The organism is Shimia sp. MIT910701, from assembly GCF_047126315.1.
Classification (GTDB): domain Bacteria; phylum Pseudomonadota; class Alphaproteobacteria; order Rhodobacterales; family Rhodobacteraceae; genus Shimia.
In genome coordinates, this window is record NZ_CP138953.1 from 482,350 (window position 1) to 502,846 (window position 20,497).

At 57.9% G+C, this 20,497-nt stretch carries 21 protein-coding genes and 1 tRNA gene; 8 read left to right on the forward strand and 14 right to left on the reverse strand.

Annotation, left to right across the window (positions count from 1 at the left end; all coding sequences use genetic code 11):
- Positions 1-13: 13 nt before the first annotated feature.
- The 3 genes from SIB38_RS02285 to petA are packed head-to-tail and all read right to left on the reverse strand — an operon-like array spanning position 14 to position 2,714.
- Entirely contained in the window at positions 14-805 is a 792-nt protein-coding gene (locus SIB38_RS02285) for a cytochrome c1 (protein WP_294115590.1), read from the reverse strand.
- A 14-nt stretch (positions 806-819) separates the two neighbouring features.
- The gene (petB, locus tag SIB38_RS02290; protein WP_294115588.1) at positions 820-2,142 is read right to left on the reverse strand and encodes a cytochrome b; all 1,323 of its coding nucleotides are present in this window, start codon (positions 2,140-2,142) and stop codon (positions 820-822) included.
- An 11-nt stretch (positions 2,143-2,153) separates the two neighbouring features.
- Positions 2,154-2,714: a ubiquinol-cytochrome c reductase iron-sulfur subunit gene (gene petA, locus SIB38_RS02295; protein ID WP_294115586.1), complete on the reverse strand. Its 561-nt coding sequence runs from the start codon at positions 2,712-2,714 to the stop codon at positions 2,154-2,156.
- Positions 2,715-3,020: 306 nt separating this feature from the next.
- Between petA and SIB38_RS02300 the strand changes: the two genes are divergently transcribed.
- From SIB38_RS02300 to fdhF, 4 genes are all read left to right on the forward strand, one after another.
- Entirely contained in the window at positions 3,021-3,908 is an 888-nt protein-coding gene (locus tag SIB38_RS02300; protein WP_294115584.1) for a LysR family transcriptional regulator, read from the forward strand.
- 85 nt (positions 3,909-3,993) lie between these two features.
- On the forward strand, positions 3,994-5,685 hold the full coding sequence (locus SIB38_RS02305; protein ID WP_294115583.1) for an NAD(P)H-dependent oxidoreductase subunit E: 1,692 nt from the start codon (positions 3,994-3,996) through the stop codon (positions 5,683-5,685).
- Between the two features lies 1 nt (position 5,686).
- Positions 5,687-6,067, forward strand: a complete 381-nt coding sequence (locus tag SIB38_RS02310) for a VOC family protein (RefSeq protein ID WP_294115580.1) — start codon at positions 5,687-5,689, stop codon at positions 6,065-6,067.
- A gap of 15 nt (positions 6,068-6,082) precedes the next feature.
- Positions 6,083-8,869 (forward strand): formate dehydrogenase subunit alpha, encoded by a 2,787-nt coding sequence (fdhF, locus tag SIB38_RS02315; RefSeq protein WP_412551253.1) that lies wholly within the window; start codon positions 6,083-6,085, stop codon positions 8,867-8,869.
- A gap of 6 nt (positions 8,870-8,875) precedes the next feature.
- On the opposite strand, the gene SIB38_RS02320 is transcribed toward fdhF, so the two are convergent.
- From SIB38_RS02320 to dapF, 6 genes are all read right to left on the reverse strand, one after another.
- A complete protein-coding gene (locus SIB38_RS02320) occupies positions 8,876-9,697 on the reverse strand; it encodes a class I SAM-dependent methyltransferase (RefSeq protein ID WP_294115576.1) in 822 nt (273 codons plus the stop codon).
- Between the two features lie 127 nt (positions 9,698-9,824).
- Positions 9,825-10,430 carry a glutathione S-transferase gene (locus SIB38_RS02325; RefSeq protein ID WP_412552010.1) on the reverse strand — a complete coding sequence of 202 codons (606 nt, stop codon included), beginning with the start codon at positions 10,428-10,430 and terminating at the stop codon, positions 9,825-9,827.
- 14 nt (positions 10,431-10,444) lie between these two features.
- The gene (locus tag SIB38_RS02330) at positions 10,445-11,083 is read right to left on the reverse strand and encodes an FMN-binding negative transcriptional regulator (protein ID WP_412551254.1); all 639 of its coding nucleotides are present in this window, start codon (positions 11,081-11,083) and stop codon (positions 10,445-10,447) included.
- A gap of 42 nt (positions 11,084-11,125) precedes the next feature.
- On the reverse strand, positions 11,126-11,782 hold the full coding sequence (locus SIB38_RS02335) for a glutathione S-transferase (protein ID WP_294115571.1): 657 nt from the start codon (positions 11,780-11,782) through the stop codon (positions 11,126-11,128).
- 55 nt (positions 11,783-11,837) lie between these two features.
- Entirely contained in the window at positions 11,838-13,100 is a 1,263-nt protein-coding gene (gene mtaB, locus SIB38_RS02340) for a tRNA (N(6)-L-threonylcarbamoyladenosine(37)-C(2))-methylthiotransferase MtaB (RefSeq protein WP_412551255.1), read from the reverse strand.
- Positions 13,097-13,951, reverse strand: coding sequence for a diaminopimelate epimerase (dapF, locus tag SIB38_RS02345; RefSeq protein ID WP_294115566.1), 855 nt, complete (start codon positions 13,949-13,951; stop codon positions 13,097-13,099). The genes mtaB and dapF overlap by 4 nt, the downstream gene beginning before the upstream one ends.
- 105 nt (positions 13,952-14,056) lie before the next feature.
- On the opposite strand from dapF, the gene SIB38_RS02350 reads away from it, so the two are divergent.
- Positions 14,057-14,132: transfer RNA gene (locus SIB38_RS02350), tRNA-Lys, on the forward strand.
- 103 nt (positions 14,133-14,235) lie between these two features.
- Here SIB38_RS02350 and SIB38_RS02355 read toward each other — a convergent pair.
- The 5 genes from SIB38_RS02355 to fliF all read right to left on the reverse strand — a co-directional run bounded on the left by SIB38_RS02355 (position 14,236) and on the right by fliF (position 18,520).
- Complete coding sequence (locus SIB38_RS02355; RefSeq protein WP_294115562.1) at positions 14,236-15,189, reverse strand: DMT family transporter; 954 nt, start codon at positions 15,187-15,189, stop codon at positions 14,236-14,238.
- A gap of 89 nt (positions 15,190-15,278) precedes the next feature.
- Positions 15,279-16,016: a flagellar type III secretion system pore protein FliP gene (gene fliP / locus SIB38_RS02360; RefSeq protein WP_294115560.1), complete on the reverse strand. Its 738-nt coding sequence runs from the start codon at positions 16,014-16,016 to the stop codon at positions 15,279-15,281.
- Positions 16,016-16,297, reverse strand: coding sequence for a FliM/FliN family flagellar motor C-terminal domain-containing protein (locus tag SIB38_RS02365; RefSeq protein WP_294115559.1), 282 nt, complete (start codon positions 16,295-16,297; stop codon positions 16,016-16,018). The genes fliP and SIB38_RS02365 overlap by 1 nt, the downstream gene beginning before the upstream one ends.
- Positions 16,290-16,889, reverse strand: a complete 600-nt coding sequence (locus tag SIB38_RS02370; RefSeq protein ID WP_294115558.1) for a hypothetical protein — start codon at positions 16,887-16,889, stop codon at positions 16,290-16,292. Before SIB38_RS02370 ends, SIB38_RS02365 begins: the two co-directional genes overlap by 8 nt.
- The gene (fliF, locus tag SIB38_RS02375) at positions 16,889-18,520 is read right to left on the reverse strand and encodes a flagellar basal-body MS-ring/collar protein FliF (protein WP_412552011.1); all 1,632 of its coding nucleotides are present in this window, start codon (positions 18,518-18,520) and stop codon (positions 16,889-16,891) included. Before fliF ends, SIB38_RS02370 begins: the two co-directional genes overlap by 1 nt.
- 141 nt (positions 18,521-18,661) lie before the next feature.
- Here fliF and fliL point away from each other — a divergent pair, with 141 nt between their 5' ends.
- Genes fliL through SIB38_RS02390 form a run of 3 tightly spaced genes read left to right on the forward strand, consistent with a single transcriptional unit; the run spans position 18,662 to position 20,480 of the window.
- Positions 18,662-19,156 (forward strand): flagellar basal body-associated protein FliL, encoded by a 495-nt coding sequence (fliL, locus tag SIB38_RS02380; protein WP_294115557.1) that lies wholly within the window; start codon positions 18,662-18,664, stop codon positions 19,154-19,156.
- Between the two features lie 11 nt (positions 19,157-19,167).
- Positions 19,168-19,794, forward strand: coding sequence for a hypothetical protein (locus tag SIB38_RS02385; protein ID WP_366010679.1), 627 nt, complete (start codon positions 19,168-19,170; stop codon positions 19,792-19,794).
- 14 nt (positions 19,795-19,808) lie between these two features.
- Positions 19,809-20,480, forward strand: a complete 672-nt coding sequence (locus tag SIB38_RS02390; protein WP_294115556.1) for a MotE family protein — start codon at positions 19,809-19,811, stop codon at positions 20,478-20,480.
- The last annotated feature ends 17 nt before the right edge of the window (positions 20,481-20,497 follow it).

Consider the following 20,497-nt stretch of genomic DNA (forward strand, 5'->3'; position numbering starts at 1 on the left):
CCTGATCAGCTCATCAGAGGTTGAGCTTTTTGCCTTTGATAGGCGCCCAGAGCTTCTTGTTGGTCAGGTAGAGCAACACGCTGAGCAGGGACAGGAACAGAACGCCGGTCAGACCTGCGCGCTGACGCGCCATCATCTTGGGCTCGGCGGTCCACATCAAGAAGGCAGAGATATCCTCTGCGACATGGTGAATGTCGTTGGAGTGACCGTCCGCAAACTCAAGCTGGTCTTCGTACAGCGGCGGTGCCATGGCGATCCAGCCACCTGGGAAGGCGGTGTTCTCGTAGAAAGTGGTGCCAGCTTCTTCTTTCTCTTTGCCGGTGTAACCGGTCATCAGAGAGTAGATGTACTCTGCGCCACCCATGCCTTTGACCATCTGGTTGATGCCGGTACCGTATGGGCCGTGGAAGCCCGCACGTGCTTTGGCCATCAGGCTCAGGTCAGGTGCTTCAGGCAGACCACTTTCGGGGAAGTGGTCAGTGACCTTACGTGGGCGATCATCGTCCAGCTCCGGATCAAAGATGTCGAACTGCGCAGCGTAGGCACGCACCTGATCTTCCGGCAGGTGTGGACCACCTTCGTCAGCCAGGGTGCGCAGCGGCACGTACTTCAGACCGTGACACGCGGCACAAACCTCAGTGTAGACCTGAAGACCACGTTGCAGCTGGTTCTGGTCGAACTTGCCAAACGGACCTTCAAAGGAGAAGGCAACGTCTTCGATGTGGCCTGCGCCACCTGCTGCCATGGCAGCACCAGCCGACAGGGACAGGGCCGCGAGGGCGGAAATGCTAAGCTTCTTAAGCATGGCTGTTGTCCTTCTTATTCAGCAGGTTCGGCAGGTTTGCCGTAATGGGCGTTGAAATCGTCTTCGATGGTCGCCGGTGGTGTCAGCGGCTTCTCGATCACGCCGAGGATCGGCAAGATTACGAAGAAGTAAGCAAACCAGTAGGTCGCACCGATCAAAGAGATGGTGGAGTATGGCGGCTCTGCTGGCATTGCGCCGGCCCACATCAGAACGATGAAGTCGACAACCAGAAGGGCGTACCACCACTTGAACATCGGACGGAAACGACCGGAGCGCACGCGGGAGGTATCGAGCCATGGCACCAGAGCCATCGCGATGATCGCGCCAAACATCGCCAGAACACCGAAGAACTTCGCATCGATGATGCCGCCGGTGATCCAGCTGGTGAACATCACAACCCAAACGTCTGCGGTGAAGGCACGCAGGATCGCGTAGAACGGCAGGAAGTACCACTCAGGCACGATGTGTGCAGGTGTCGCCAGCGGGTTCGCTTCGATGTAGTTGTCCGGGTGACCCAGGTAGTTTGGCATGAAGCCAACGATGGCGAAGAAGATGGTAACAACAATTGCCAGACCCACGAGATCTTTGATCACGAAGTAGGGCCAGAACGGCAGGGTGTCTTTCTCGGCTTCTTCTTTGGAGCCTTTGCGCACGTCAACACCGGTTGGGTTGTTGTTGCCGGTGGTGTGGAACGCCCAGATGTGGACGATCACCAGCGCGGCAATCACAAACGGCACCAGGTAGTGCAGCGAGAAGAAGCGGTTCAGCGTGGCGTTGTCCACCGCTGGTCCGCCGAGCAGCCAGGTTTGGATAGCTTCACCGATGAACGGGATCGCACCAAACAGGCCGGTGATCACGGTTGCACCCCAGAAGGACATCTGACCCCAAGGCAGTACGTAGCCCATAAAGCCTGCGGCCATCATCAACAGGTAGATGATCATACCGACAATCCATGTGATCTCACGTGGGGCCTTGTAGGAGCCATAGTAGAGGCCACGGAAAATGTGGATGTAGACCGCAAAGAAGAACAGCGAGGCGCCGTTCATGTGCAGATAGCGGATCATGTGACCGCCGTTCACGTTGCGCATGATGTGCTCAACGGAGGCAAAGGCCAGATCCACGTGTGGGGTGTAGTGCATCACCAGAACAATGCCGGTGACAATCTGCAGCGCCAGGCAGAACGCCAGAACGATGCCCCAGATCCACCACCAGTTCAGGTTCTTTGGTGTTGGGATCATCAGGGTGTCATAGAGCAAGCCGATAACCGGCAGGCGGCTTTCAACCCATTTGGTTGGCTTGGATTTAGGTTCGTAGTGGTCGTGTGGAATACCAGACATTCGCGCGTTCCTTATCCGAGGACCAGTTCGCTGCCCTCAAAACGGGCAACAGGAACGTGGAGGTTTTCAGGAGCCGGACCTTTGCGGATGCGGCCGGAGGTGTCGTAGTGGGAGCCGTGACAGGGGCAGAACCAGCCGCCGAAGTCACCCGCGCCGTCGCCGAGAGGCACACAACCGAGGTGGGTACACACACCCATCATCACCAGCCATTCGCCGGCTTCGTCCATGGAGCGGTTTTCATCCGCCGCATCGGTGCCTGGCTTGTTGGCGTTCTGAGAGCCCTGGTCGATGGACAGCTCGTCCACGTTGACCGCGCGAGCGTCATCGATTTCCTGCTGTGTGCGGCGGCGAATAAACACCGGCTTTCCCAGCCATTTAACGGTCAGCTGCGTACCCGGCTCAATGCCAGACGTATCAACGCGAATCGAAGACAGCGCGCGTACGTCGGCGGAGGGGTTCATTTGATTGACCAGCGGCCATACGGCGGCACCGGTTGCCACGGCACCTGCGCCGGCAGTGGCGTAGTAGAGAAAGTCTCTCCGGGTGCCTTCGTGATCTTCTGCGTGGGACACGAGGTTCCTCCTATACAACCGGCCAGAAGGCCGATCTATGTAAAACTGGACCGCGAAAACGCAGCCTCTCTCCGCCGCTATTTAACGAAGGTGTTGCAACCCGTCCAGCGAACATTCGCTTATCTTTCAAGGTCGCGTCTCTCTGTCGCGCTTGTTGCGGCCCAAATGGGGTGTTCAAGCGCACTTATCTTACCCACACCTTAAGATCAGAGCCCAAATCCGGTCGAATCGCTGGAAACAGCAATGCTGGCTTGCTTGCGGGAAAGCCGCTACAGCTTGGCCCCATTGCAAAACGGGAGACGTGGCGTGATCAGCCTGAAAGACCTCGAATTTCTCTCTTCTCTTGCGCGCCATGGGCATTTTGCGCGGGCTGCGGAGGAATGCGGCGTATCGCAACCCGCCTTCAGCATGCGTATTCGCAAGCTGGAAGAGCGGCTTGATGCGGCGGTTGTGAAACGGGGCAATCGGTTTCAGGGATTCACGCCAGAAGGGGAAGCTCTGGTGCGGCATGCCCGCAAGATCATGGACGACATGAAGCTGCTGGAAGAGGAGTTCCGCTCGGCGGGTGGCAACATCTCAGGCCGATTGACCATTGGCGTCATTCCAACAGCTGTCGGTTTCGCGGCCGAGGCAGTCCAGAAGTTGAGAGCAGATCATCCCGGCATCATTGTGCGCCTGCAAACCGTGTCGTCGCTGGCAATCCAACAAGGGCTGGAAAACGGCGTGTTTGACGCGGGCATCACCTATGGTGAAGGGATTTCGCCGGAGATGCTGCGTGTAGAGCACATGTACAATGAGAACTACCTGCTTTTGGCGCCCAAAACGCTGGCGCCGCGTGAGACCGGCACCGCCAGCTGGGAAGAAGCCGCTGCGCTGCCGTTGAGCCTTCTGGATCCCAGCATGCAGAACCGGCGAATTTTGGATATAATTTTCCGCGACCTTGGTGTGCTGCCCAACATCGTCGCAGAAACCGGGGAATTCACTGCTTCCATGTTAATGGCTGCCAATGGTGTGGCCGCAACTGTGATCCCCGCAGGATTGGCCAATTGTCTGGGCGATATGCCAAATACAGTTGCTTTGCCGCTCACCTCGCCGGAGGAGGAGAAAGACGTGAGCCTGGTTTCCCCCCATCGCGACCCTGGACTGTCCACGGTAGAGGCGCTGCGACGAACACTCGGGCTGGTTGCGTCATAAGAAAATCTGATCGCAACTTAAGTTTTACATGATTGATTATCATTTTGCGTGATGTCACCGTACCCTATCTGGCAGGGAGGTGACCATGGTACCGCTGGACGACTCCAAGGGAGTTTGGAAGAAGAAAGGCACGGGCAAATCGCGCCGCACACCCAAAGGGCGGCAGGTTGACGATGTGGCCCTAAGCGAGGTGCAAGCACTGCTTGCGGATATGCCACGCCGACGGGATCTTCTGATCGAATATTTGCACGTTATTCAAGACGCTTACGGGCATCTCTCCGCCGCGCATATCCGCGCACTGGCCGAAGAAATGCGGCTGGCACAGGCAGAGATTTATGAGGTGGCGACCTTCTACGCCCATTTTGATGTGGTACGCGAAAATGAGACCCCTCCTCCTGCCCTGACCATTCGAGTCTGTGATTCGCTGTCTTGCGAGTTGGCCGGAGCAGAACAGCTGCGAAAAGCTTTGGAAATTGGCATGGATCCGGAGCAGGTACGCGTGTTGCGGGCGCCCTGCATGGGGCGGTGCGACACCGCACCTGTGATTGAACTGGGCCACAATCACATTCTGCATGCCACCGAAGAAAAAGTAATTGCCGCTATGCACGCGGGCGAAACCCACCCGCAGATCAGCGATTACCAAGGGCTGTCTGAATATAAGGCAGATGGAGGATACCGGACGCTTCAAGACCTGCGCGACGGCGGCGATTGGGAAGCGGTTCAAGCCAAGATCACTGAGGCAGGGCTGCGCGGCCTTGGCGGCGCAGGCTTTCCGTCTGGTACCAAGTGGGGCTTTGTGCGCGCCAATGCTGGTCCTCGCTACCTTGCTGTGAATGGTGACGAAGGGGAGCCGGGCACGTTCAAGGACCGCCATCACCTAGAGCGCAATCCACATATGTTCCTTGAAGGCATGCTTATTGCCGCTTGGGCGGTGGAAGCGGTGACTTGCTATATTTACATGCGCGACGAGAACCCCGGTGTCATCAAAATCCTGAAAAAGGAAATCGCCAAGCTGGTTGAGGACGGGCTGGTGGCACCGGACTACATCGAGGTGCGACGCGGCGCAGGGGCCTATATCTGTGGCGAAGAAAGCGCCATGATCGAGTCGATTGAAGGCAAACGTGGTTTACCCCGCCATCGCCCGCCGTTTGTGGCGCAGGTTGGGATTTTTAATCGCCCTACCCTCGTTCACAACGTCGAGTCGCTCTACTGGGTGGCGCGAATTGCTCGGTTTGGTCCCGAGGTGCTCAATTCCGTGGAGAAGAACGGTCGCAAAGGGCTGCGCAACTATTCTGTTTCGGGACGCGTGGCCAATCCAGGTGTCTACCTGCTGCCTGCCGGGTCAACCATTTTGGACATCATAGAGGCCGCTGGCGGTATGGCGGAAGGTCATAGATTCAAGGCCTATCAGCCAGGCGGACCGTCCTCCGGCCTATTGCCCGCCACGCTCAACGATGTGCCGCTGGATTTTGACACATTGCAGCCGCATGGCACCTTCATTGGCTCTGCTGCGGTGGTGGTCTTGTCCGATCAAGATAGCGCGCGAGATGCGGCTCTAAACATGCTGAAGTTCTTTGAAGATGAGAGTTGCGGGCAATGTACACCGTGTCGGACGGGCTGCGAAAAAGCTGTTAAACTCATGAATGCGGACAGTTGGGATCAGCCCCTGCTGGAAGACCTATGTCAGGTGATGAGTGACGCCAGCATTTGTGGCCTTGGGCAGGCTGCGCCCAATCCGATCCGCCTTGTGATGAAGCATTTCAGCGAGGAGATTTAGGATGGCGAGCATGGATTTGGGGGCGTTTTCGGTGAGTTTGGCGGTGAAGGATTTGGCCGCGAGCAAAGCCTTCTATGAAAAGCTTGGCTTTAAGATGATGGGCGGGCAGCCCACCGAGAACTGGTGCATCCTAAAGAACGGCGACCACATCATCGGCCTGTTTCAGGGCATGTTTGAGGACAACATTCTGACGTTCAATCCCGGCTGGGATCAGAGTGCGCAAAACACCGACAGTTTTACCGACGTGCGGGATATGCAAAAACAACTCAAAGCCGAGGGGCTGGAGTTGATGAGCGAGGCGGATGAAGCCTCTGAGGGGCCAGCGAGCCTGATGCTGCAAGATCCGGATGGCAATACCATCTTGATCGACCAACACCGATAGACAACAGGGGTCGCCATGCTTGACGCCAGCCAGACCAACACGTTGACGTTTTCCCTGGATGGGAAAGATGTGACTGTACCCGAAGGCACCACCATCTGGGATGCGGCCAACGGACAGGGATTTGTGATTCCGCATCTGTGCCACAAACCGGCCAAGGGCTATCGACCGGATGGCAATTGCCGCGCCTGTGTCGTGGAGGTTGAAGGGGAACGCACGTTAGCGGCCTCCTGTATCCGGCCTGCGACCGAGGGCATGGTGGTTAATACCCAGTCGGAACGCGCGGTAAAGGCGCGGGAAATGGTGATCGAGCTTTTGGTGGCGGATCAGCCCGAAGTGAAGCACGACGCCAGCAGCCATTTTGCCGATATGGCCGACCAAGTTGGGGTGGAACAGTCTCGATTCCCGGCCAAAGAGGTAGAGCGTGTGCCGTTGCTCGACGCCTCGCATGTGGCGATGAACGTCAATTTGGACGCCTGCATCAACTGCAACCTCTGTGTACGCGCGTGTCGTGAGGTGCAGGTCAATGATGTGATCGGTATGAGCGGACGCAACAACACCGCAAAGATCATTTTTGATCAGGACGACGCTATGGGCGAAAGCTCCTGTGTGGCTTGTGGAGAGTGTGTGCAGGCCTGCCCCACAGGGGCATTGATGCCTGCAGCCATGCTGGATGAAAATCAAGCCGGTGACAGCGCCGATTTTGACCGGGAAGTAGAGAGCGTTTGCCCCTATTGCGGGGTCGGTTGCCAGATCAAATTCAAGGTCAAGGACAACAAGATCCAATATGTCGAAGGCATTGACGGACCAGCGAACGAGAACCGGCTCTGCGTGAAAGGCCGCTTTGGCTTTGACTATATCGACCACCCGCACCGACTGACGAAACCTCTCATTCGCCGCGAAGATGCGCCACCCAAAGGTCTGAATGTAGATCCCGGAAATTTGATGACCCATTTCCGCGAGGCAAGTTGGGACGAGGCGCTCGATTTTGCCGCCGGTGGCATGGCACGGCTGCGCGCGGAAAAAGGCACTAACATTGCCGGATTCGGCTCTGCGAAATGTTCCAACGAAGAGGCTTATCTGTTCCAGAAACTGATCCGACAAGGTTTTGGTCATAACAACGTCGACCACTGTACAAGGCTGTGTCACGCCTCCTCTGTGGCGGCGCTGATGGAGAATGTCGGCTCCGGCGCAGTGACCGCGACATTTAATGAGATCGAGAACGCCGATGTGGCGATTGTTATTGGCTGTAACCCGATGGAAAACCACCCGGTTGCGGCGACCTACTTCAAGCAATTTGTGAAGCGCGGCGGCAAGTTGATCGTGATGGACCCGCGCGGCCACGGCATGAAACGCTTTGCCAGCCATATGTTGCAGTTCAAGCCGGGCGCCGACGTGTCGATGTTAAACGGCATCATGAACGTGATCGTCGAGGAGAAGCTTTACGATCAGCAATATATCGAGGCCTACACCGAAGACTGGGAGGTGATGAAAGAGCACCTCAAGGACTATCCGCCCGAAAAGATGGAAGAGATCTGTGGCATTGAAGCGGATGTGCTGCGCGATGTGGCGCGCACTTTTGCCGGAGCCAAGGCGGCGATGATTTTCTGGGGCATGGGCGTGAGCCAGCACGTGCACGGCACGGACAATGCGCGCTGCCTGATCTCGCTGGCGCTGATGAGTGGCCAGGTGGGTCGCCCAGGCGCTGGCCTGCACCCGCTGCGTGGGCAGAACAACGTACAGGGCGCCTCTGATGCGGGGCTGATCCCGATGTTCTTGCCAGATTATCAATCGGTGATGGATGACGGCGTGCGCTCTGCGTTCACCGAAGTTTGGGAGAGCGAAGATTTCTCCAACCAGAAGGGCCTGACCGTGGTGGAGATCATGGATGCGATCCATGAGGGCGATATCAAGGGTATGTACATTTTGGGAGAGAACCCGGCGATGAGTGACCCGGATGTGGATCATGCGCGAGCAGCGTTGGCCCATCTGGAGCATCTGGTGGTGCAGGACATCTTCCTGACGGAAACCGCGAACTATGCCGATGTGATCCTGCCGTCTTCGGCGTGGTACGAAAAGTCTGGCACGGTGACCAACACCAACCGTCAAGTACAAATGGGGCGGCCGGTGTGCCCACCACCGGGTGAGGCCAAGGAAGACTGGTGGATCGAGGTGGAGCTGGCCAAGCGCCTGGGGCTGGATTGGAGCTACACGCATCCCAAGGAGGTGTTTGCCGAGATGAAGCTCAACATGGGCTCGCTGGACAACATCACATGGGAGCGGTTGGAGAAAACCGCCGTGACCTACCCGAGCCTCAGCCCTGAGGATCCGGGGCAGGCGATTGTGTTTGGCGACGGGTTCCCGCGGCCAGAAGGGCGGGCGAAATTCACCCCTGCGAAAGTGGTCTCACCAGCGGAAACTCCAGATCCTGAATATCCGATGGTTCTGATCACCGGGCGTCAACTGGAGCATTGGCACACCGGCTCAATGACCCGCCGCGCCAGCACGCTCGATGCGCTGGAGCCAGAGGCGAACTGTTCCTTGCATCCACGCACACTGCGCAAGCTTGGAGTCGCACCAGGAGACTATGTGCAGCTGACAACCCGGCGCGGCTCACTCACCGTGATGGCGCGGGCCGACCGCGCAGTGGCCGAGGACAACGTGTTCCTCCCCTTCGCTTATGTTGAGGCGGCGGCCAATATTCTGACCAATGCCGCGCTGGACCCCTACGGCAAAATCCCGGAGTTCAAGTTCTCGGCGCTGCGAGTGGAAAAAGCGGAAACGCCGCCGATTGCGGCGGAGTAAACTCCGTCAGGGTTTTCTAAGGTCATAAGACACATGCAAACTGGATGTGAGCCGGGTGTCCGCGCCCGGCTCAAAGTCTGCCAGGAACAGGCGATCCCCGTGCTTTTGCGCAAGCTTCGGTGCAAAGATTCCCAAGATCAACGCCCACTTTCCCCGATTGAAGACCCCCAATCTGTGCGACACCAGAAACCGGGTTTCGATGCTGTTCATTGCGGGACGCGTGAGCGGAAATTCCCATGCAGCATCCGATTGAAAAGGGCGGAACAGAGCCCGAAACAGCCGGATCGGAAGCCAGGTCTGGCAAGGATCGTAAGTGATCATCTGCCCACCTGGCACCAGCTTGTCACGTGATGCATCCAGCAAAACATCGAGATACCTAAAATGATGCACCACCGCATGGGCATAGATCACGTCAAAATCGCTGTCCGTTGAGGCTGGATCAAGAAAATCTGCCTCAATAAAATGACGCGTTGGGCCAGTGCCTATGTTGGCGCGTAGCTGATCCAACTGCATGCCGCTCAGTTCCACCGCGTGGTACGCTTTGGCATGGTGCGCAAGATAGCCGCTTAGAGGCGACCCGGCGCCGGCACCAAGATCCAACACTTTCTTATCCGACAGGTCGCCCAACCAAGCCTTGTGCGTGTCATAGACAGCTTCGCGTGCTTCATGGGACACCGCCACCATCGCGCGGCGGCGCAGGCGGGACCACAGGTTCGTGGCGAAGGAATTCACCGGAGAAATCCAGCCTGCGCTTGTGGCCTCGTAATAGGCCTTTTGCTGCACATTCACCTGTCGCATTTCCTCGACAGGATCGGGTCCGTCGTGCATCCAAGTCTCTTTCTCAAATCAAGTGGACCGAACAGAAAAAGCGCGGTCAAAAAATCTATGGCTATCAGCCTAGAGCATTTTGACCACAGGTTCACCCCAAGATTAGACAGGCTCCACGCGTGGGGATTTAGTCACTTGGCACCGTGGTTAGCATGCTTTCGCGTTTTGAAAACTCTGCGTACCAGCCTGCCAACCCATCCCGTCCTTGGCGCCAGTTGCGGGCGTCATGGCGGAAATCCAGATAGCCCAACGCGCAGCCGACGGCGATTTGCCCCATGTCGAGCGGTCCAAACAGGTGGCTCATCCAGCGTTCATTTAGGGCATCCAGCGCACCTTCGACCTTGCCCCATTGCGCGGTGAGCCAGTCGTCAAACACAATTTCTTCGGGGCGCAGGCGCTTTTCGTAGACCATCAAGACGGCGGCTTCGAGAATGCCATCCGCGGTGGCTTCTAAGGTCAACACATCCCAAAGGCGCTCTTCTGGGTAGAGGTCCGCCCCGGCACGCGCCACCAGATAGCGACAGATCACGCGGCTGTCGTAAATCGCCGGGCCGTCCTGGCGCACCAAAGCGGGGATTTTGCCAAGCGGGTTGGCAGCGGCGGCTTCATCCGCTGTGTTGAGCGCAGTGGTGTGCACGCGGGTGAGTTCGACGTCGTCGGTCTGGCCGGTCTCTGCCAGGGTCACACGCACCTTGCGCACGAAAGGCGAGGCCGGGGAATGGATCAGCTGCAATTTGGACATCTCAATTACTCCGTTTCGGGGTCGGCAAAAGGGGATTGCATCAGGGCGGCGAGCTCACGGGCCTCGCTGCCAAAACCGTAGGCGGCCATTTGATCCGCCGCCGCATGGCGCACATCATTGGGTTTGTTCTGGCCAAGCTTCCAGGTGCCCTGCACATCGTCGATTGTCAGACGAAAAGGCACGATCATACGCAACATGCGATCGAAACTGTCGCCGGTCATCTTAGCCCGGGTCCAGGGCGGTTTGGGCAACAGGTTGGCTTCGAAATGCGCGGATAGACGGTCCAAAAGATCGGGCAAGTCGTTCTGAGGCAACGGGGACAGCTGGCCGGTGAGGTGTACAGCGACATAGTTCCACGTTGGGACCTGATCGTCTGCGTTGTACCAATCCGGGGAGACATAGCTGTCCGGCCCGCTCACGGCCAATCGCGCGAGTGTGGCGTTTTTTGCGGCGCGGGCCATTGGGTTGGATCGCACCAGGTGCAGGTCTGCGGTTTTTCCATCTTCGGATATAAGAAACGGCACGTGGCTCACCATCGGGGCGGCATCGGTTGCGGAGATTGCAAGCATGCCAAAGCCACGCTCCTTGGCAAAAGCCAGGTTCTTGTCCTCTGCGGTGCCGCGGAACGCCGGATTGGGATGCATGATGCGCCTCGTCTCTGATTTGGCGCGATCGTGCAGGGGCGATTAGAGATTGGCAACCGCAATTGCACGTTCAAAACGCAGTGGCACATCGCCTTCGCGCCACATGGGCAGTTTGGGCATGATCGCCGCAAAACGCTCGGACGCGATAAAGGCCTCCAGCCAGCGGGACAGATTGGGACCGGCGTCAACACCAAAGCGGGATTTGTTGATGAATGCGAACTGACGCACAAACGGCAGAATCGCCATGTCGGCCAGGCTCGGCATATCGCCAAAGAGCCAGAGTTTGTCACCGATCTGCTGATCCAATTTGGACAGAAACGCCATGGCTTGAGCGCGCGACTCTTCCGGGTCCAGCTCCGGATAGCGGCTGTGGTATTTGGTGTGATCCAGTGCGGCCTTAAAAGGACCATCTGCCTCGGCAATCAACTCATGTCCCAAGTCCGGCATATCCAGCCAGCCTTCCGGATCCTTTCGCTGCAGCGCCCAGACCATCACGTCGAGACTTTCGTCAATCACAAGATCCCCCGCTTTCAGGCAAGGAACTGTGCCACTGGGTGAGGTCTCCAAAAACGCAGGCGCCTTGTCACGCAGTAGAACCTCGCGCAGTTCAACTGCCACGCCAGATACCGCAACGGCCAAACGCGCGCGCATTGCATAAGGACAGCGGCGAAAGGAATAGAGAGCGGGCAATTCAGTCATCTTGTTTTCTCATTCCAGAAATATCTCGGGGGTTTGGGGGCTGGCCCCCAAGCGGTTAGGCCACCAGCTGTTGCCCACGCACGTCAAGGATAGATGCGGTCACAATCGCCCCTTCCTCTTGCGGGGTGCCAAAGGCGACTTCGGTAAACTGTTCCGTGCGACCCATGGTGGGGTTTTCCATCAGGATGTGATGGGTCTTGCCAAGCTGCGAAGACAAATGTTTTTCCACCTGCGCCGCCCCAGCGTCGCGCAATTGCGCCGCGCGGGCCTTGATGACGTTGCCGTTCACCTGACTTGGGATTTTGGCCGCCGGGGTGCCTTCGCGCTTGGAATAGGGGAAAACATGCAACCAAGTGAGGTCGCACTCCTGCACCAGCTTCAGCGAGTTTTCAAAATGCGCGTCCGATTCAGTCGGGAAGCCGGCAATGATGTCCGCGCCAAAGGTCATCTCCGGCCGCAGCTTTTTGGCCTCTTCACAGAAGCGGATGGCGTCATCCCGCAGATGCCGCCGCGCCATGCGTTTGAGAATCAAATCATCGCCATGCTGCAAGCTCAGATGCAGATGCGGCATCAGGCGCGGCTCTGTGGCGATGGCCAGCATCAAGTTCTCGTCCACCTCGATGCTGTCAATCGAGCTGATCCGCAGACGCGGCAGGTCCGGCACCAGCTTGAGGATGCGCATGACCAGATCGCCCAGTTTGGGCTGCATCGGCTGATCCGCGCCCCAACTGGTCAGATCCACGCCGGTCAGCACAACTTCATTGAAGCCTTTGTCCACCAGCCGTTTGATCTGATCGACCACCACACCGGCCGGGACCGAGCGGGAATTGCCGCGGCCATAGGGTATGATACAGAAGGTGCAACGGTGGTCGCAGCCGTTTTGCACCTGTACATAAGCGCGCGCGCGGGTGCCAAAACCGTCGATCAGGTGACCGGCGGTCTCGGTGACCGACATGATGTCGTCGACCTGGACCTTTTCGGTTTCCCCAATGAAATCGGCGGCCATGCCCTGCCATGTGGCGGGGTTCATTTTTTCGGTGTTGCCAATGACCTTGTCGACCTCGCCCATGGCGGCAAATGTCTCAGGCTCAGTTTGCGCGGCACAGCCGGTGACGATGATCTGGGCATCAGGATTGTCGCGGCGCAGGCGGCGAATTTCCTGACGGCTTTTGCGCACGGCCTCTGCCGTCACCGCGCAGGTGTTCACGATCACGGCGTTCTCAAGACCGGCGGATTGCGCCATGTCTTTCATCGCCTCTGATTCGTAAGAATTCAGACGACAGCCGAGTGTGGTGAACTTTGGCGCGGCGGCGGTCATTTGTGCCGCTCCAGAAAGGCAGCGTTGAACTGACCGGACATGACATGTTCGGTCTCACCCGTCATCCAGACGCCATCGTCAGCCCAGTTGATCCAAAGCGTGCCGCCGTCCAGATCAATCTGAACCTCGCGGCCGGTCAGACCACGGCGGGCGGCGGCCACAGCGGTGGCACAGCTGGAAGAGCCTGAAGCCAGCGTTGGGCCGACACCGCGCTCCCAGACCCGCATACGAATGTGGTTTTCGCCAATGACCTGCGCGACCTGCACATTGGTGCGCTCAGGATAAAGCGGGTGATGCTCATGTGCAGCGCCAAAGGTCACCAGGTCCACACTTTCCACATCGTCGACAAAGAAGGTGCAATGCGGGTTGCCCATGCCTGTGGCCGTAGGGGTCCCGTCGATGGGAAGTTCTAACGTGTCCATCTCCTGCGCAAGCGGCACTTCGTGCCACAAAAGCTGCGGATGGCCCATGTTCACAGACACCAGACCGTTTCCGGCTTCACGGGCAAACAAAGTGCCGCGATCCGTGGTCAGGGTCAGCGACTCAGCGCCCGACACATCCATCAGGTGCCGCGCAATACAACGGGTGGCATTTCCACAAGCGGCCGAGGTCGATCCATCGGCGTTATAAAACGTCAGATGCGCGTCTGCGTTGCTGCCCTCTGTGCCATGGGTGATCACCGCAAGCTGATCAAATCCCACACCTTTTTGCCGGTGCGCGATGGCGGTGATTTGACCTTCGGTCAGATCAAATGCGCGCATGCGGCCATCGACAACGACAAAATCATTGCCCAGCCCATGCATTTTCATGAATGCCAAAGGGGTTTCAACACGTGTATCCATTGGGCGCATATACGCCCGTTGCACAGCCTTTTCCAGTATCGTGAAATTTTTCTCGAGAATCGGGTTGACCCCCTCGGTCAGTCGGCATAGTAACCGCGCACCAACACAGAGAGTGGGCCGTTAGCTCAGTTGGTAGAGCAACTGACTTTTAATCAGTGGGTCATAGGTTCGAATCCTATACGGCTCACCACTTTCAAACAAAACCCCGCCATTGGCGGGGTTTTGTTGTTTTGGCACCCTCAAATGAGACCTGTGATTGCTATGCGCCTCTCGCGGCGGCGTTGTGGCTTGGGCTAGTCCAAATCAGTGCGTGCTGGACGGCGTAGAGCCTGGCTCACGCGGAAGCTGCCGGGCGACAGGCCGCGCGAGCGGGTGCGCAGAACGGGGGTTTGTTCGGACGTGCCGCCGGTGGCCTCGCGGGCAATAATGAAGAGGCCGCTGGCAACAATCACCGCGGCGCCGATCAAGGTCGGCGCATCCGGGGTTTCGTCAAACAGCAGCATGCCAAAGATCACAGCCCAGATGATCTGAGAATACTGCATCGGCGCCACCAAGGCGGCTTCGCCGATTGTGTAGGCGGAGACCATGAGCAAGGTGGCGATGAAGCCAAACACCGCCACAATGGCGAATCCTGCCAGATCTGGCGCGGCAACCGGCTGATAGACAAAAGCCATCGCCACGGACATAACGGCCACGCTGATCAGAAGCGGATAGAGCATCAGCACCACACGGCGCTCGTCCTGGCCAATTTTGCGCACGATAACGGATTGCAATGCGGCGGTGCCTGCAGCCACCAAAGCCGCGAGGTGGCCAAGGTTCAACTCGGTTGCCCCGGGGCGAACAACAATCATCACCCCCAAAAGGCCCACCAGAACCGCCAACATACGCCAGATGCCCACTTTCTCGCCGAGGACGGGAATCGCCAGGACAGTGACCAGCAAAGGTGTGGAGAACAGCAGCGCATAAACCTGCGCCAATGGCAGCACCGAAAAGGCGTAAAAGGCAGCCGTGGGGCAGATCACCACGCAGAGCGACCGCAGCGCCACCCACCATGGGTGCACCGGGCGCAGATTGCCATGGGTGGGGTCGCGCACCAGCATCAGGGTGATCAAAGGGAAGCCAAACAGCGACGAAAAGAACACGATCTGGAACGGCGAAAACGTCGCGCCGAGGTGTTTCACCACAACGTCGTGGGTGGAATAGATCGCAAAGGCCAGCAGGGCCAGCAAGGTCGCTTTCAGATTCATGGGGCTGCTCCGCGCCTGATTGCGCTAACGGATTGAGTCATCCGATGTGTGCCACGCGCCGCCTCAAAAGGGAAGCGGCGCGTGCGGTTTTAGAAGTAGCTGCGCACCAAACTGCCTGCGATCAGGCTCCAGCCGTCTGCGATCACAAAGAAAGACAGTTTAAATGGCAAAGACACAATCGCGGGCGGGACCATCATCATCCCCATGGACATCAGCACGGCGGCGACCACGAGGTCGATGATCAGGAACGGCAGGAAGATCAGGAAGCCGATCTGAAACGCGCGGGCAATTTCCGAGAGCATGAAGCTGGGCACCAGAACCGATAGGGGCGAGTCCGGGCCGGGGGCGGTGTCCACCGTATCCGGGCGCAACGACGCCAGATGGGTGTAGGTGTCCGGGTCCAAGCGGGCGGCCATAAATTGACGGAAGGGTTCCGCGGTCAGCTCAAAGGCGGTTTCGATGTCGATCAGTTCCGCCATCAGGGGCTCGACGCCAGTGGTCCAGGCCTGTGTGAAAACCGGCTCCATGACGTAGTAGGTCAGGAACATCGCCAGCGAGACCATCATCATATTGGGCGGAGATTGCTGCAGACCAATGGCCTGACGCAGGATCGAGAGCACCGTCACGATGAAAGGGAAACAGGTGACCATGATCGCAATCCCCGGCGCGAGGCTGAGAACCGTGATCAGGAGAAAGATTTGAATGCTGCGTGCCGTCAGCGAGCCGTCTTGGGTGATCGGAATGGACAGATCCTGCGCCGAGGCCGAATCTGCCATAAAGAGAAAGACGGTGGAGAAGGTGACGGCAAGAAAAGCCGCGCGGATCATCACAGACCGCTTTCGAACTCTGCCACTTCGGTTAGGCGCACGGCCAGCTGGCCTTCCTGTCCGCCTTCCATTTCCTCAAGCTCGCCGCGGGCGATGAGTTTGTCGCCCACATAAAGCTCCACCGGGTCATCCACACGTTTGTCGAGCGGCAGAACCGAGTTTTCGTTCATGTTCAGCAGGTCGCCGATCAACGGTCGTGCCTTGCCCACGGAGATGGTGATCTCCACAGGTACAGAGGTGAACGGGTTGCCGGATTCAGATTTGAGAGTTGGATCAGCCATTCTGGGCCTCCTTGCGTGTTTCATGTGTGAACGCAGCCATTGCTTCAGCAACAGCTTCGAGAACCTCGCTGAGATCAATCAGGCGTTCGCGTTGGGCAAATTCAAAACGCACCTGGCCTTCTGCCAGGTTTTCGTCGCGCACCACTTCGACGGGGAATGTTTGGTCTTCGGGCATGACGTCGATGACCGGCTGGTAGCAATCCGGCGCTGTGGACAACACCACCGGGGTTTCACTGTTATCGCGCACAATTTTGTGCAGCTGTTCCACGGCCAAGGCGCCAACGGCCTGACGGGCCACCTCTGGCAGCACAGTCATGATGGCTTTCTCCACCGTGGGGGCGAGATCGGCGAGAATCGCTTCGCGCGCCTCGTGGTAGGTGAAAGACAGATCGTTCAATTTGGTGGAGAGGGCAGCAGACACACTGGCGTGTTCCTCCGACTTGGCGCTGATCGCGTCGTCCCAACCAGCTTTGTAGCCCTGCTCAAAGGATTCGAGCATGTCATCTTCATTGCCGTCCTCCTGTGTTGCGACAGGTTCCGGCTCTGGGGCGGTGATGCCGCCAAAGTCTTCAAACAGATGGGAAATCGACATCAGGCTTCCTCACGATCATCGAGCCAGTTACGGAGAATCTCCACGGTTTCATCTTTGCGGTCGCTGATCAGGCCACGCAGACGGTCTGCGGCATCAGATTGCGACATGCCACCACCGTCACCGCCCAGCGCAGGCAGGCCGCCACCCAGATCAGGCAGGCCACCAACGTCGCCACCCATGTCGCCAATCGCCATTGGCATGCCCATGTCGCCACCCATGTCGCCCATCATTGGCGCCATGGCCGGGAAGTCACCGTCTTCACCGCCAAGATCCGGCAACATTGGGGCGTCACCCAGTTCGTTCAGTTCGCGACTGCCGCCACCGGCCAGCAATGGACGGACCACAAACAGGCCCAGTACCAGCGCCACAATCGCCAGCACCGCGGTTTGGATGATCGACATCAGGTCAAGTTCCATGCCTTTAAACATGGAGGATTCGGCAGAGGTGCCCATTGGCAGGACCGGCTGGAAGTTCATCGACTTCAGGGTGATCACGTCCCCGCGGGCTTCGTTAAAGCCCACCGCAGAGGCCACCAGTTCACGCAGCGCTTCGAGTTCTTCGTCGGGACGCGGGGTTACAACAGGCTCGCCAAGATCATTTTCGGTTTGTGTGCCGTTCACCAACACCGCCACAGTCATACGTTTCACCGCGCCAGGCTGACGCAGAATTTCACGCTGGGTCTCGGACACCTCGTAATTGATGCGCTCGCGGGTTTCGCGGTTCTGGTTGGTGGAGCCAGAGCTTCCGGCGGCATCCCCATCCGGTAGATTGGAGGCCACGGTCACCTGACCGGCCGCGTTTTGAGAATCGGTGCTGCGCTCTTCGGTGTCGGTGCTGATCGCCACACGGCTCGCAGGATCAAAAATACGCTCGGTGATAGATTCGGTCTCGGTCACCGTCTCGATGCTGACTTCGACAACCGCATTGCCCGGACCCACGCGGGCTTCCAGCATACGCTGAACCGCCAGACGGGTTTCTTCTTCTTTATTGTCACCCACTTTGGTGCTGGTTTCATCCGCCACGCCCACCAGACCGCCGCTGCCATCAATAATGGCAACATCTTCGGGAGAGAGACCGGAGACCGCAGAGGCCACAAGAAACCGCAGCGCTTGCGCATGTTTGTTGGGCAAATCTCCGGCAGGTGTGGTGATCGTCACGGAGGCGGACGGTTTGATATGCCGTTGAAAAGGATTGGAGGAGGCGTTTGCAATATGCACACGTGCCTGGCTGATCAGAGGGCTCACAACAATTGTTCGAGCCAACTCACCTTCTTTGGCGCGCCAGTAGGCTGCGTCAAACATTTGCGAGGTGGTGCCAAAACCCGAAAGCGAATCGAGAAGCTCGTACCCCTGAGTCGTATTGGCAGGCAAACCTTCGCTGGCGAGCGTCATGCGCAGCTCATCCCGGGAACCGGAAGCTACATAAATAGATCCGCCGCGCACTTCATAAATGGCGCCGCGTTGTTCCAGAGCTGTGACGACTTCGCCAGCCGCTCCGCTTTCCAAACCACTATATAGAAGGGCCATTCCCGGTTTGGTGGCGACCCGACCCAAAGACAATACGGTCGCAAAAACCGCAATCGTGGCCAATACGACGATCACCTTTCGCCGATTGTCCATTGCTGTCCACATATTCAAAAATTGTTGCACGTTTCTTCTCCGTGGGATCGCACCTTCTGCACGACCGTCACGAACTGTTTCTCTCAACAGACTTAATAATCGGTTAGTTTCTGTATGGGAGAAGTTGCAGGGACAAAGAATTTGGAACCTGTGATGACTGACGAAACTGTCGAGACAGAAGACGCACCGAAAAAAGCGTCAAAACTCCCTTTAATCATTGGGCTCGTGCTGGCTTTGGTTGGCGGCGGCGGCGGATTTTATGCCGTCTATTCGGGCATGATTTTGGGGGATGATTCTGCTGAAGTGGCCGAAGAATCGGCGCCTGCGGAAGAGATCGAAGCACTGCCTGACGTTGTTTACGTCGGCATGGACCCTCTTATTGTTTCACTGACTTCCAGTGGCGGCGCCGACTACCTGCGGTTCCGCGCCCAGTTGGAAGTGCCAAGCGATCATCAGGAAGAAGTCGAGCGGGTGTTGCCGCGTGTTGTGGATGTGCTGAACGGCTATCTGCGGGCGCTGAACACATCGGACATCGAATCGCCGGATGCGCTGGTGACCCTGCGGTCGCAAATGCTGCGTCGCGTACAAATTGTAACCGGACCTGAACGAGTTTCCGACCTTCTGGTCATGGAATTCGTGTTGAACTGAGGAGTGTCGAGATGAACTTGATCGCAGATATCTTGTTGGTAGCCGGTGCCCTCGGGGCAGGCATCTATTGTTTTGTGCTAGCGCGCCGCCTGTCCAAATTCAACGATTTGGAATCAGGTGTGGGCGGAGCCGTGGCGGTTTTGTCCGCCCAGGTGGACGACATGACCCGCACCCTGAAGGCCGCACAAGGCACCGCTGGTAAATCCACCGAACGCCTGGAAGCGCTAACGCAGCGAGCAGAAGGGGTTTCTAAACGTCTTGAGCTGATGATGGCCGCGATGCACGACATCGAAGACGCAAAACCTGCCAAAGCAAAGGCCGCGCCGGAACCGGAAGAGGTAGAAGACACCCCTGAACCGAAGGCAGAGGCCCCTGTAGAGGCAGAGATTGCGGAACCCGAATCGGCGGAAGAAACAGCCGAGGATGAAAACTGGGCCCGGATGCAGGCAGAAGCCATTGCAGCAGAAGAAGCCAAGTTGATCCGTCGCGCCAAGAAAAAAGCCAAGAAAAAAGCCAAGAAAAAGGCGGCGATGGCTCTGGCAGCCATGCAGGCAGAGGCCGCACCGGCGGCCGCGAAGCCTGCGGCAGAGGACAAAGCGCCTGAAGCTGGCACCATGTTTAAACGCCACGTCGCCTAACTGGAGCGTATGTGATGAAAAAAGACGCCAAGAAAACCCGCGCCAAGGCGGCTGCGGAAACGTTGACCAAGCCGGACGCTCCGGCAGGGAAAGCGAAGGCCAAAAAGAAAGCGCGCCGGAAACAGTCCAAGGGAAGTCTGTTTCTGATCGCGACGTTTTTGATTGGCTCCGCCACCGTGCGCGTGGGTATCAGCGCCAATGAAGCTTTGGCGCGCGAAGAGCCGCTTTTTGAATCGCCCTTGGCCAGCATGGCCAAACCAGAAACCTGCGAGCCGCCAGAAGACCTGCGCGAGTTGATGGCTGTGTTCAAGGAACGCGAACAGCGCATCGAGCAGCGTGAGAAAGAGATCAAGAATCGCCTGCAAGCGCTCAACGTCGCGGATGGCGAAGTGACCCGCAAACTGGCCGCTCTGGAGGATGCCGAAGGGCGTCTGCGCAGCTTGATCGCCTTGTCTGAGACCGCTGCCGAAGACGATTTGGGGCGACTCACCCAAGTGTATGAGACCATGAAGCCCAAAGATGTGGCCGCTCTGTTTGAAGAGATGGACCCGAAATTTGCCGCTGGTTTCATCGGTCGTATGAAACCTGAAAGCGCTGCGGGCGTTATGGCGGGCATGGCCCCGGATGCGGCCTACACAATCAGCGTAATTTTGGCCGGTCGGAACGCAAATACCCCCACCGAATGAGAACTTGTTAACCGGCG